The sequence below is a fragment of the Jejuia pallidilutea genome, assembly GCF_002973595.1.
Lineage (GTDB): Bacteria > Bacteroidota > Bacteroidia > Flavobacteriales > Flavobacteriaceae > Jejuia > Jejuia pallidilutea.
In genome coordinates this window covers 62,052-74,857 of record NZ_PVEO01000007.1, presented here as the reverse complement: position 1 = coordinate 74,857, position 12,806 = coordinate 62,052, and the positions used below count along the sequence as shown (strand labels likewise).

The 12,806-nt window shown below is 30.3% G+C and carries 12 protein-coding genes; all 12 read right to left on the bottom strand.

The window, feature by feature from the left end; all coding sequences use genetic code 11:
• Positions 1–112: 112 nt before the first annotated feature.
• From CLV33_RS12180 to CLV33_RS12125, 12 genes are read right to left on the bottom strand one after another with little or no spacing between them, the layout of a single operon-like run.
• Positions 113–1,021, bottom strand: a complete 909-nt coding sequence (locus tag CLV33_RS12180) for a hypothetical protein (RefSeq protein ID WP_105474150.1) — start codon at positions 1,019–1,021, stop codon at positions 113–115.
• A 2-nt stretch (positions 1,022–1,023) separates the two neighbouring features.
• Complete coding sequence (locus CLV33_RS12175; protein WP_105474149.1) at positions 1,024–2,463, bottom strand: MBOAT family O-acyltransferase; 1,440 nt, start codon at positions 2,461–2,463, stop codon at positions 1,024–1,026.
• 44 nt (positions 2,464–2,507) lie between these two features.
• Positions 2,508–3,323, bottom strand: coding sequence for an FkbM family methyltransferase (locus CLV33_RS12170; RefSeq protein WP_170064017.1), 816 nt, complete (start codon positions 3,321–3,323; stop codon positions 2,508–2,510).
• A 57-nt stretch (positions 3,324–3,380) separates the two neighbouring features.
• Positions 3,381–4,355, bottom strand: coding sequence for a glycosyltransferase family 10 domain-containing protein (locus CLV33_RS12165; RefSeq protein ID WP_105474147.1), 975 nt, complete (start codon positions 4,353–4,355; stop codon positions 3,381–3,383).
• A 14-nt stretch (positions 4,356–4,369) separates the two neighbouring features.
• Complete coding sequence (locus tag CLV33_RS12160) at positions 4,370–5,203, bottom strand: glycosyltransferase family 2 protein (RefSeq protein ID WP_244906431.1); 834 nt, start codon at positions 5,201–5,203, stop codon at positions 4,370–4,372.
• 57 nt (positions 5,204–5,260) lie between these two features.
• A complete protein-coding gene (locus tag CLV33_RS12155; RefSeq protein WP_105474145.1) occupies positions 5,261–6,400 on the bottom strand; it encodes a glycosyltransferase in 1,140 nt (379 codons plus the stop codon).
• A complete protein-coding gene (locus CLV33_RS12150) occupies positions 6,400–7,350 on the bottom strand; it encodes a glycosyltransferase family 2 protein (protein WP_105474144.1) in 951 nt (316 codons plus the stop codon). Before CLV33_RS12150 ends, CLV33_RS12155 begins: the two co-directional genes overlap by 1 nt.
• Positions 7,350–8,303, bottom strand: a complete 954-nt coding sequence (locus CLV33_RS12145) for a glycosyltransferase family 2 protein (protein ID WP_105474143.1) — start codon at positions 8,301–8,303, stop codon at positions 7,350–7,352. Before CLV33_RS12145 ends, CLV33_RS12150 begins: the two co-directional genes overlap by 1 nt.
• Position 8,304: 1 nt before the next feature.
• Positions 8,305–9,024, bottom strand: a complete 720-nt coding sequence (locus CLV33_RS12140) for a hypothetical protein (protein ID WP_105474142.1) — start codon at positions 9,022–9,024, stop codon at positions 8,305–8,307.
• A gap of 37 nt (positions 9,025–9,061) precedes the next feature.
• Positions 9,062–10,066 (bottom strand): glycosyltransferase family 2 protein, encoded by a 1,005-nt coding sequence (locus CLV33_RS12135; RefSeq protein WP_105474141.1) that lies wholly within the window; start codon positions 10,064–10,066, stop codon positions 9,062–9,064.
• A 24-nt stretch (positions 10,067–10,090) separates the two neighbouring features.
• Positions 10,091–11,512 (bottom strand): hypothetical protein, encoded by a 1,422-nt coding sequence (locus CLV33_RS12130; protein WP_105474140.1) that lies wholly within the window; start codon positions 11,510–11,512, stop codon positions 10,091–10,093.
• A 1-nt stretch (position 11,513) separates the two neighbouring features.
• Positions 11,514–12,806, bottom strand: a complete 1,293-nt coding sequence (locus CLV33_RS12125) for an ABC transporter ATP-binding protein (protein ID WP_105474139.1) — start codon at positions 12,804–12,806, stop codon at positions 11,514–11,516.

Here is a 12,806-nt window from a genome sequence, read left to right as displayed (position 1 = left end):
TTGAGCTTAGTAGAACTATGCCTTCCAAAAATTACCTTATCTGGAGAAATTTTATATCTTTTTCGGTTGAACACAATAAATCAAATTGAGTTCTTAAAGAAAACGATTCAAATCATTTAGTATTATTTTTATTTATAAATGCGCTAATTTCTGAAGTGAAAATTTCTGCGCCGTTTTCTAAGAGGTGCGCATAATCATAAAAATAATCTGCATTTTTATATTCTGGCTTTAGAGTATCGAAAACAATGACACCTTCTTCAGCCTTTTGGAGCTTTTTAAAACGATTAAAAAAACTTAAATTAAAGGATCTATAACTTGGCGAAAACACATGAATAAGTTGAATATTATTTTTTTTACATAAGTATTGAATATTTTTAAATGATGTTAGTCTTGATGATTCCTCCAAAGCTGTATTATAACTTGATTTGTTTTTACTGTAAATTAACTCTAAATCTTTCTTTTTTATAAGTGGCATTGTACCAGAACTATCTAATGGGTTCATGGAAGGCGCTGTTCTATTTTTAAACCTAAAATGAGATTTATTTAATCTTGATAAGAAAAAAACATGAGATAATTTATTATTTACACCTTCATCTATAAGTGTTGTGTTTATATAGTTATAGTTCGTTAAAGGCTGCAATACATCTACACGATAACGAATAGATATATCTCCAACAAACTCAGAAGGATTATCTATAGCCAAAAGTATTATTTCTGGTTTTTCATTATACTTTAATAACGTTTTTAATATAAACTCATGAAAATTAACATTAGAGCCTTGATATGATAGATTATAAGCACTTAGTCCTGTTTCTTCTTCTAACTGATTCGCCAAAATATTCCCAGCACCTTTTGATGACCCTAGTACAATTAATTCTTTATTAATTTCTCCATTTATGAGTTTTTCTAAACGCTTATCATATTGCCTTTTTGGAGTAGCATCCAATAAAAACCAAGTTACTTTTTCTACAGTAAAAAAGATTAAACCAAAAAGTATAATATGTTTAAAAAAACGCTTCATTTTTAAAATTGAAAATAAATGAATTCTTGTTGAGATTGATTGCTAAATATAAAAACTAACGCTACCAAAACCATGTAAAAACTCCATCGTAATGGTTTTGATGTATTGAACATAAGCGTTTGAATAGCATATTTTTGACGTCTTCCTAACCATTCAATTATTATAAAAAACACGATTAAGACCAAGATATTACTTGGTCTAATTATAGGTATAGAAAATAATGATGCGGTAAATAATTCTTTTAAATAAGAAAACGCGTGCGCTATGGTTTCCGCTCTAAAAAACACCCAAGCGATAACTGTTAAACTGAATGTAACAAATATATTAAACAACTCTTTGATACTAGGCAAAACACTATTTTGAGCAACAACATTTAAATTATTTCTATTACGTTTGGCTAGTAGAAGTGGTAAAAAATACAGGGCATTTAAAAGTCCCCAAACAATAAAGGTCCAATTAGCACCGTGCCAAAAACCACTAACTAAGAAAATAATAAAAGTGTTACGCACTTTCATCCAAGTACCACCTCTGCTTCCTCCCAAGGGTATGTATAAATAATCCCTAAACCAAGTGGATAAGGATATGTGCCATCTTCTCCAAAATTCGGCAATGTCTCTAGAAAAATATGGAAATGCAAAATTCTGTTTTAAATTAAACCCAAATAATCTGGCTGTACCAATAGCAATATCTGAATATCCTGAAAAATCCCCATAAATTTGAAATGTAAAAAATAAGGCACCAACTAAAAGCGTACTACCTGAATAATCATCAGAATTATTAAATATCTGATTGGCATACTCGGCGCAATTGTCTGCGATAACTACTTTTTTGAAAAAGCCCCAAAGTATTTGTCGGCAACCATCAACTGCTCTAGAATAGTGAAATGTTCTTTTCTTATAAAACTGTGGTAATAAATTTGTAGCGCGCTCAATAGGCCCTGCAACCAATTGCGGAAAGAAAGACACAAAAGCTAAAAACGAAACAATATCTTTAGTAGGCTCTAGCTTCCGCTTATAAACATCAATAGTATAACTTAAGGTTTGAAAGGTGTAAAAACTAATACCAACGGGTAAAATTATATCTAAAGTATTGGGTTGAATCTGCTGTCCGAAAAACGAAAATGCTTCAATAAAATTATCAACAAAGAAATTATAGTATTTAAAAAAGCCTAGAAAACCTAGATTCACGAGTATACTCGTCCACAGTAAAATTTTTCTTTTATTGAGTTGGCTTTCCTTTTTTAAATGAATACCAATAGTATAATCTATTAAAGAACTAAAAATGATTAAGCTTAAGAAACGCCAATCCCACCAACCGTAAAACACATAACTAGCTACAACCAAAAGCGCATTTTGTAATTTGAGATTATACTGTGCCACAAACCAATACAGTATAAATACTATGGGTAGAAATATGGCGAAATCTATGGAGTTAAATAGCATTTTTACAAAATTGATTGGAGTTTAAAACATTTAAACTTTGGAGTCTATTTTTCTTCAATTAAAAAATTCTTATTAATACCAATGGTTAGTTCTCCTGTTTTAAAACAATTAAAATTATTGGCTTTTAATATTTTATTAATATCCTCTCTACAATTAAACTCATCATGAATTTCTATTGCAATACATTTTGTTTTTTTTAAAAAGGATATGTCTGCTTCATTTGTAGTAAAAACTTCCTTTTCTGCTCCTTCAATATCTACTTTTAATATATCTATGTATTCCCAGTTTTTTTCCTTTAGCAAAGAATTTACAGTAATGGCTTTTAAGCCCCCTACTAAGCTTTCTTTTACCCTAACTGACCATTCTTTTTTGTCTCTAAAATCATTGACAATTGTTAAGTTGGTATTCTTATTCCACAAGCCCGCCTTATGTAAAGTAGCATTTACGGCATTATTTTCTATATTGTATTTTAATACTTCAAAATTATCATCATCTGGTTCTACACATAAAATCTTTAGTGTTTTTAATTTTCTGTGAAAATATAGCGCGGTAAGCCCAATATTAGCACCTGCATCTATAATAGTTACTGGTTCCGCTTTAAAACTCTGGATGTAGCACTCTATTACAGCACGATACTCTTCTTCTTCGAATATTTGACCAAAAACACTTATATCGCTAGATGGTCGTTTTCTTAGTTTAAATTGCAAGCTATTAAGCTCAGTGTAATAAAACTGGCCATCTTCATCTTTTTGTTTTCCATCTAGCTTAACCAACTTGATAAAATATTCTTTTAATCCATACCACTCAGGGGTATTTCTAATTTTAAAAACCCTTTTAATTTGAAATAAAAATAACTTCAATAGATTCCGAAAAGAAATTCTATCTCTGTGTTTTAAAAATAAACGGAACATTAAATATTATTTATAATTTTTTATTTTGTTTTTCACTTTTCGAATAAAACGCTCCAAATCTATATACTTTGGATAATTATCATAATAAGCATTGCCGCCTTTTATGTAAACAAGCTCTTTTTTACTTCCAATATTTGCGCCCTGTTTTGATAGTATTGCATTAATTTGATGATTAATGAAAGGAAATATTTGATAACGATCTAAAACCAATTCTCGAGCTTCTTTAATAGCCTCCAATTTAGCTTCATAAGCTTTTGAGTTTACTGTTTCCTTTAAAAATTGCTTAATATGCTTATCTTTTGGATCTATTTGAATGATGGCTTCAGCTGGAAAATAATCTTCAATACGCTCACAACCAAAATATAAAGGCACATTGTAGCTTAAAAAGCAATCCGATATTTTTTCTGTCCAATAGTAATCATTCGTAAAATTTTCATACGCAATAGTGTATTTTGATGTTTTCATTACATCCCATTTACTGTCTATTTCCTTAATGCCACGACCGTACAAATGTACGAATGGCAAATCTGAAATAAACTCTAAAAAGTCCATTCTTATGCTATGTTGAATAGAACTGCGTTGATTACCAGTTACCCAAACTATTTTATCTTCTTTTTTTAAATCCTCTGGTTGTAGTTTTTTAAAATAATCGTAATCTTTATCTAAATGCCAAGGTAATGCACCATGCGACAACACATATTTTCCTCCCTCGTTTATTTGGTTGTAAATTATGGATGCCTTTTTATTAGCATATTGTCTGTATTTAGAAACTTCGTTAGCAGGCTCTAAACATAAATGTAATATATTATTAGGGTTAACTTTTACGCTTACATCAGTTTTTGGATAATCTAGAACAACCAGAAAGTCGCATTCCGTAACATCATCTTCAGTAAACGTAATATTGCCCCATTTAAAAGATTGGTTTGGAGTTTGTCTTTTTATATCAGGATAAGGATAATATCTGCAAATCTTTACTAGCATTAACTTCTGTTTTATTAATATCTTAACCCTTGCAAGTTTGTTTTTCGTTTTATGGTTTCTAGGTTTACAGGCTTTCTATACTTTAACACTTTTGGCAAACCTAATATTGTTTTAAATACAGCTGTAAAGTAACATCTAAAATATTTCCAGTCTTTTAAGGCATACTTCATAAAGTTATGCCATAACACTTTTACTATTTTTTTTAATGGTGCCTTATAGTACACGATATAAAAATTGATACTATTTTTTAGCTGGCGCTGAAACCTATAATAATTTCTACCTCTTTTTTTTCTTAAATCAACATCAATTCTATGGTTTACTTTTATCTCTGGTTGATATAAAATAGTATAGCCTAAATTTAAAACCTCTATAGCTACCGCCGATTCTTCTTGATAAATATCCATCCAAACAGGAAAGCCATTAGTTTGGTCATACACTTTTTTCTTTATGGCAAACCCACAGCCCACAAAATCGGTTGTGTAATGAGACTTTAATTGTTTAGAACTTTGTAATGCCGCTTTATCAGATTCATACAGACCTCTTACTTCTTGAAAAGCAATAATTCCCAAATTAGGATCTTTATTAAAACAGTTGGAAACTGAATTAATAAAATCGTTACTTATAGGATGCGCATCATCATCTAAACCAATAAATATAGTGCCTTTTGCCTTTTTATATAAAATATTTCTAGCTGGCGAAGCACTTATGCTTTTTTTTATAATCGTCCAATTTACCCAATCGTAATCATTTACCAATGCCTCTGTTTCTTGGCATCCATCTATGCATACAAGCACTTCATGACAGGAAGTATCTATAATAGTTTTTAGTTTATTTAGTGTAAAAACCAAATCTTTCGCTCTATGTTTTGTGACTATTAAAAAAGATACCTGCATTTGGCCTAAACCTTATAAAATTGTGTCTTTGTAAAGTTGAATAATTTCAGGTTGTAAGGTAGCACGTTTATAATTATTTTCAATGAATCTTATATTATAATCTTGCGCTTTTTTTCTTAAGCGTAAATCGCTTAAGGCAATTTCAATTAGTTTAGAAATCGCTGTAAAGTCTAAAGGATTTTCAATTAAAAAACCATTAACACCATTTTGAATAACTTCTGATGTTGCACCGCCAGGGTTGGACTGAATTGGAAAAGCTCCCATGCCCATGGCTTCTAAAAGTGAATTGGGCATACCATCAGACAGATTATTTCCTAAATGAATAATACTTTTACCCATTAGCTGTAATAACACTTCATTTTGAAGTCTTTGATGTCTTGGGTGAATAACATATGATAGTGCCTTAAAAACTTTAGATTTTTTAATATATGCCTCTACTTCTTTATCTGCACTGTAAACATGAAATTCTACATCCTTAATTAATTTAAAAGGTAAAACTTCTATAGCTTTTACTATTTGTATCGCCTCACCAGAATCGTATTGATAGCCTTTAAAAATTATAAGGTTTCTATCGTTTTGGGGCATAATTTTGTGCTTGTTTAACTCAAGCCCCCCATTACCAGGAAAGACAAAGCTTTTTTTATTAAAGCCTAGGTTTGTAAGTATTTTAACGTCGCGTTTACAATCTGAAATTAATACATCAACCCTATTCATAAAACGAGTGACATCGGCATCTGTAGTACCTCTTTTTTTATAATAATAAACATCACTACCCCATGATGAATAGATGAATGGTATTTTGTTTTTCTCAACAACTGGAAGTATTGAAAACCCAGTTAATTGCATTTCAAAACAATGTATAATATCGGGTTTTATAGTATTAATACTGTTGGCTAAACTACTTGCTAAAGATGTTTGATTATAGTTTTGAATAGCTTTGTAAAGTTTAGGAAACTTCTTTTTAACGGTTTGCCTAAATAGATAATTCCATTTTTGTTTCCAGCCCTTAATCTGTGTTACCCAAGGTATTCTATGTGAAAATACGCCATCGTCGTTAGCATCAAGCCAATATATCTCGTATCCCGAATCCTTCAATTGGTTTACCCATTGAAAAAAGTGATGATTTGGTATAGCGACCATTAAAATTTTCATTATATCTTAAACAGTGGTTTAAATTTAGTATCTCCTCTTCGTATTATTTTAAAAATCGCAAAGAAAAATTGTATACGCAAACATTTCAACTTTAAAACAAAACTGTAGCACAGTTTATTCTCATTTATAAACCTTAAACACTTATTGGCTGCACTAAAGTTGCGTTCTGCTAAAGCTTGTCTAAAAAACCCTAATGTCATTTTTAAAACCGAAAGCTTTACAGGTTTAGTTTGAGATAGTTTTAACACTGTTTTTTTCGCCTTAAAATAAGATATTAATCCATAATCTACGTTAGAATAAAAACTATTGGTGGAAGATGCTCCTGCTACGCGATAATAAATTAATTCGTTATTTAAAATTGCAGCTTTTTTTTGTGTGAAGAGTGCTCTGGCATATAATTCATGATCTTCTAAAATGTGTAAATCTTCACGTATAGGCAAATAGGGTTTTAAACTTTTTGTACGCCAAAGTGGCGCTACCATCATCATAGGAAATGCTCCTGTAACAAACGCTTCAAATAGGTTAAGTGGTTGAGTTATTTTTGGTGAACCATCTTCTTTAAAAAAAACTTCTGGATTGAAATCGCCAGAAAACGTCCTTAATTTGCATACAACAAAATCGTTATCCTTAATGGCATTTATTTTTAACTTAAGATGCTCTGGGTGCATGATATCGTCACTATCAAAAAACTGTACGAAATCTCCTTTTATTTTTGTGAAACCATAATTTCTGCAAGCACTTGGCCCTTTGGTAATTGTTTTAGGCCTTTCAAATAACTGGAATCTGTTATCGGCTTTAATTAATGCTTTTACACATTCAACTGTAGCATCGGTGCTACCATCGTCAACAATAATACATTCCCAATCGGTATAGCTTTGTGCTTTAATAGAATTTATAGTTTCTTCTATTAAATATGCTCTATTATATATGGGAATAATAATGGAAACCATTATCTAAGTATTAGTATTTTAATGATATAAAACTGGGATTTCAAAGCATCCACAACTGTTAATTGCGGACTTGAATACACATATAGCAACTTCAAATAATATTTAAAGAAATCTTTACTTCTCTGAATCATACTTTTTTCGAACTTAATACCTGCATAAAATGCCCAAAGTGCTTTTTTAGCAATGGTTTTATTAAAATTTGCATCAACATCAAAACTATAATCTTTTGCGAGTTTTAAGCATTGATAACGATAATAAAACACATCGTATAGCTTTTTTTTGGTTAAATTAACCTTTGCACTAATTTGACTCTCATGACCATCGCCACTTTTTATGGTTGCCAAAACGGTATCTAAAATTTTAAGATTGGGTTTTAAAGCTAACATTCTTATATGAAACTCGTTATCTTGATATCGCATAATTTCCTCAGAAAACAATATTTTATTTTGTAGATAACTACGTTTCCACATAAAGCAGCAAGTTTGTAGTTCTATATGTTCCATGGCATAATTGTAAAATAAACTTTTACCATTATTATAGTTAAATTTGCTATCTCTAAATTGTGTTAACTTATAATTAGCGTAATTATTTCTATGCACTACAGCATCACATTCTGGGGTAAAAGCATTTACTTTCTCCTCCAGGAAGTTGGGTTTCATTATATCATCACTATCAAACCAATTAATATATTCGCCTTTTGCTAAAGTAAACCCATAATTTCTGCAACTGTTTGCGCCTTTTAAAAGCTGTTCTGGACGTTTAAAAAAATTAATTCTAGAATCTTTTTCTATATGTTTTAAAATGACACTTTCTGTATTGTCCGTACTACCATCATCAACAATGATACACTCCCAATTGGTATAGGTTTGTTTTATTATAGAATTTAGGGTAGCCTCAAAAACTGATGCTCTATTGTAAATGGGAATTATTATTGAGACAAGCTGAGTTTTCAATTTATATAGAAGTTATATACTTATAGTTGCTTGTTGCTATTACAAATACACTTTTATTACCAATAAATTCTTTTGTTTTAACAGGAATATTGTTTTTTTCTAACACATCTAATAATTCGTGTACAGTCTCTTTTTCAGAATGCCTTTCATAATCATCAAATAATATAATAAATTGGTTATCTGAATTTAATTTTTTTGCTAAACTTACAATATCAAACCTAGAATAACGGGAACTTCCTAGGGGACCGTCTATAATATATACATCAAAAGTTTTAGTAATTACGGTTTCAATATTATTATAGCCTTTGTAAGTAAACCCTTTGTGTTGTTTTTCTACTAAATCAATAATTTTAATTTCTGAATTATTAGACAAACTAAATTTTTCGGTAAAAAGATTTTCCCATTCTTTGCTATGTTCTATAATAATATGGTGGCACTCTCCTATATAATTATCAATAAAGGTAGAAGTAAACTTCGTAGATTCGCCTAATCCAAATTCTAAAATATTTTGAGGCTTAAAATCTGAGAGTATACGATGCAATACATAAAAAAAAGCATAGTTACCTGCCCACCTACCAATATTTAAAGGCAACTTTTCCAATGAACTCTTTCCACGAATACTATCATGAAAAATATGTGCCCACTCCAGTTCTTTGAGTTGAAGATAAGATAGCCTTTGTAATTTTACCTGTTCTCTTATTATCCTTATAATTTTTTTCACTTTATATTTTTGCTGAAAGATGCGATATAATAAAAACTTATGCGTTTAATTTTATGTAATTTTTTCTAAGATAAGAATTTAGCCTTACCACACCTTTTATTCCCTTTAATTTTGTTTTGCTAAAAAAAAGAAGATTCAATATTATTTTTTGTTTATTACTTAAATATAATTTTTCTTTTGCAACGTTAATTACAGTATTTAACTCACCTTTTTGGAGAGACTTGTTAGCATACAACCCAATTAAATTAAACAACCAAATTTTTAGATTGTCCCGGTTATGTTCTAAAATATCAGAAGGTATTTCAGTATGAATGGACTCTAAAAAAATAGGGATAGACTGAAATACATCTTTATAAAAACTCTTTGTTCGAGGATTACTGGAATTAGCTCTTCTATAAACACAATCTATTTGAGAAAAAATTTTGAACTTGGGTTTTAGTTGACTTAGCAACCTAATATTGAATTCTACATCTTGAAATCTGTTTAAGTTTTCATCAAATATAATACGCTCTTTAATTAATGATGCACGGTATAGCGTGCGCTGTAAGTTCCAAGGTAACCTTTTTTTTCCAACAAAAGCACTTAAAGCAGTTTCCCAGGTATTTACCATAACATCTGATGTATCGTCGTTTTTAAAACCACCTTTACAGTAAATACCCATTGAAAAAATTACCAAATCTAAAGTTGATGCCTCAATAGCTTCAACTCTTCCTTCCAAACAGTTTTCTAGCATTACATCATCACTATCAAAAAACTGAATATAGTGTCCTTTTGAAAGCGATAACCCATAATTCCTGCAAGCATTAGCGCCTTTTTTTTTGTTTATTGGCCTTTTATGGAGCGAAAATCTTTTATCTGATTTTACAAATGCATGTAATACTTTATAATCCTCTGCAACCGAACCATCATCCACAATAATACACTCCCAGTTTGTATAGCTTTGATTTGCTATACTTTTAAAGGTTTCAATAGCTAATTTAGCTTTATTGAACGTTGGGATTATTATAGAAACTAGAGGAACTGTATGATTAGTACTCTTCATTAATACATGCTTTTAATTGTGCTTTCAATCTATCGCTTTAAAGTAGTCTTCAAGTGTGGTCGTAAAATCATCTGAATTAAAATCAGCTAAAAAGGCTAATTTATTCCTGAATAAATGAGGGTAATAACTTAATCCCATTTTATCAATAAATATAGTTTTTACACCAAAATAACTGGCTTCTAAAGCAGATCCTGATGAGTAAGTGATGTGCAAACTACAATTAGCTAATAACAATGGTAATGGATCTACAGTGGCATTGTCAACATCAACATTAACAGTATCTAAAAGCGAATGTTTTTCTAAAATTGCTTTTATCTTTTCCTTATCATTCCATTGCCTAGGGTGCAACCTAATAAACCATTTTTTTTTGCTTGTTTTAATTATATTTAAAATTTTATTATGTAATAAGACATCAAGCGGAATAGGTAAAGGCTGTAACGTATACAAGATAAAATCTTTACTTATATATGATTTAGATTTTTTATTCCAATAATCAACCCATGGATTTCCATATTTCTCTACACTATATATCGAATTAGAATCTGCCCATTCTTTTATCTCATTAGCACTAAAATCGTCCCAACACCAATAAATTCTTGGTAAAATATCATATCCTGTTTTTGGTATAGCATACCAACTACCATAGGCCAAATGGTATTTGTTTTGCGGCCCGTGCTGCATTTCAATTGTGCTAACACCTAAATTATTGGCAGCTGCAACTAAAGGGTAAATATCTTCTGTATAATAACACAAAATAATTAATTCTTTAGGGCTTATCCTGCGTAATATTTTTTTAAAAAAAATAACTTTAGGTATAAATATGGTTTTTGCCCACTGTGATATGTATGCTTTTGAAAATTTATTAGAAAACTTTTTACAATACTCGTATCTCTCCAAATACGACAAAAAGTAATCATAACCATCAAGTGACAATTTTGTTTTTTTTCTAATATGAGTACATAGAAACCCTTTTAAAGCAAAACCAAATTTAAAAACATTCTCATGTTTATATTGGTCGGTTAATGTAGAGCCATACTCCAAATACATGTAATTAGAATATGCTTGTTCATCTTCTACAAGCACATCAAAAAACCTATTAAATCTCTTATTTCTATAGTTTACTCGAAAGGAATTGGATGACACAAAAACAGTTTGTCGATTTGGTATATTTTTAATCCAGTTGAAGAAAAAAAAAACACTATTTATACACTCTAAAGTTTTTCTTATTTTTTTTTTAAATCCTCTGTATATGTATTTGCTATTTTTTTTGTTACCAGGTTTGTAAGAGCTTGTAGTTTTTCCAATCTCTATCTCATCAATTAAGTTAAAAAAAAGATGAATTCTTATGTAAGGCCACAAGTGTATGTCGTTAACTTTCCAATTGTTTACATTACAATTACGTTCTACATCTAAAATAATATCTCTTATTTGAGATCTACTGTCCATTTTATGTAATATGTATTGATGCCTCTTGAATAAAACCTTTAGCCCTATTAAGTACGCCTGTTTTCCAATAATCGCCTTTATTAACTTTCATTAAAAAAGCATCTGCCAAATAATCAATAACTTTATGAGGTGTACTTAATGACACTCTTTCACTAATCATATAATTCATAAAATAATTACCTTCACGAAATTGTAATTTAGGTATAACAATCTCAATCCTTCCTTTATCATATATTTTTGCAAAAGACGTACCTAATTCGTCGGTAGCTATCGAATTTACAATTTCGTCATTCTCATTTTTAAACTGTAACACTATTGTGAATTGCTTTTCATCTATTGTACTAAACTTAGTATATTCAAAAACCAACTTATACGATTCCCCTGTTAATACCTCATTTACTTTTTTACCCTCACCATCCTCAATAAAGATATTTTCAACTTTCAATTTAAAATTACCTTTGCGTTCTTTTCGATTTAGGAGCGACACTTCTGTTAATTCATAATTACTATTTAAATAATAATTTACAGCTGAATTACTATCTCCACTAAAAACAATTTTTCCATTTTCAAGAACCACACCTTTAGTACATAACTTTTTAACTGAAGCCATATTATGACTTACAAATAAAACGGTTCTTCCATCACCCCTACTAATATCCTGCATCTTACCTATTGCTTTTGCTTGAAACTCAGTATCTCCTACAGCAAGCACCTCATCCACTACTAAAATCTCAGGCTCTAAAAAAGCAGCTACTGCAAATGCTAACCTCACAGTCATACCAGAACTGTAGCGTTTTACAGGTGTATCGATGTAACGTTGGCACCCTGAAAATTCTATTATTTCTTCTATTTTAGAACTTACTTCTTTTTTTGTCATACCCAGAATAGCGCCATTCAAATAGATATTTTCTCGCCCTGTCATTTCACCATGAAAACCTGTACCTACTTCTAACAACGAAGCTATACGCCCTCTTGTTTTTATTTCACCAGTTGTGGGGCTTGTAACTTTTGATAAAATTTTAAGTAGCGTAGATTTACCTGCACCGTTTTTACCTATTATACCTAAAACCTCACCTCGTTTTACTTCAAAATTTATATCCTGCAATGCCCAAACATAGTCTGAATTCCCTTTGGCACTTCTATCGTTACTTTCGCCCACCTTTAAATAGGGGTCTTCCTTTCCCCTAATTCTGTACCACCACCTATTTAAATCATGACTAATGGTACCCGTACCTACCAATCCTAATCGGTATTGCTTCGATATATTTTCAGCTTTTAAAATAATATCAGTCAT

Excerpts from the sequence above, each read along its gene's own strand:
- CLV33_RS12165 (WP_105474147.1), bottom strand. The coding sequence starts at position 4,355 with ATGCTAGTAAAGATTTGCAGATATTATCCTTATCCTGATATAAAAAGA.
- CLV33_RS12175 (WP_105474149.1), bottom strand. The coding sequence starts at position 2,463 with ATGCTATTTAACTCCATAGATTTCGCCATATTTCTACCCATAGTATTT.
- CLV33_RS12155 (WP_105474145.1), bottom strand. The coding sequence starts at position 6,400 with ATGAAAATTTTAATGGTCGCTATACCAAATCATCACTTTTTTCAATGG.
- CLV33_RS12125 (WP_105474139.1), bottom strand. The coding sequence starts at position 12,806 with ATGACTGATATTATTTTAAAAGCTGAAAATATATCGAAGCAATACCGA.
- CLV33_RS12135 (WP_105474141.1), bottom strand. The coding sequence starts at position 10,066 with ATGAAGAGTACTAATCATACAGTTCCTCTAGTTTCTATAATAATCCCA.
- CLV33_RS12180 (WP_105474150.1), bottom strand. The coding sequence starts at position 1,021 with ATGAAGCGTTTTTTTAAACATATTATACTTTTTGGTTTAATCTTTTTT.
- CLV33_RS12130 (WP_105474140.1), bottom strand. The coding sequence starts at position 11,512 with ATGGACAGTAGATCTCAAATAAGAGATATTATTTTAGATGTAGAACGT.
- CLV33_RS12150 (WP_105474144.1), bottom strand. The coding sequence starts at position 7,350 with ATGGTTTCCATTATTATTCCCATATATAATAGAGCATATTTAATAGAA.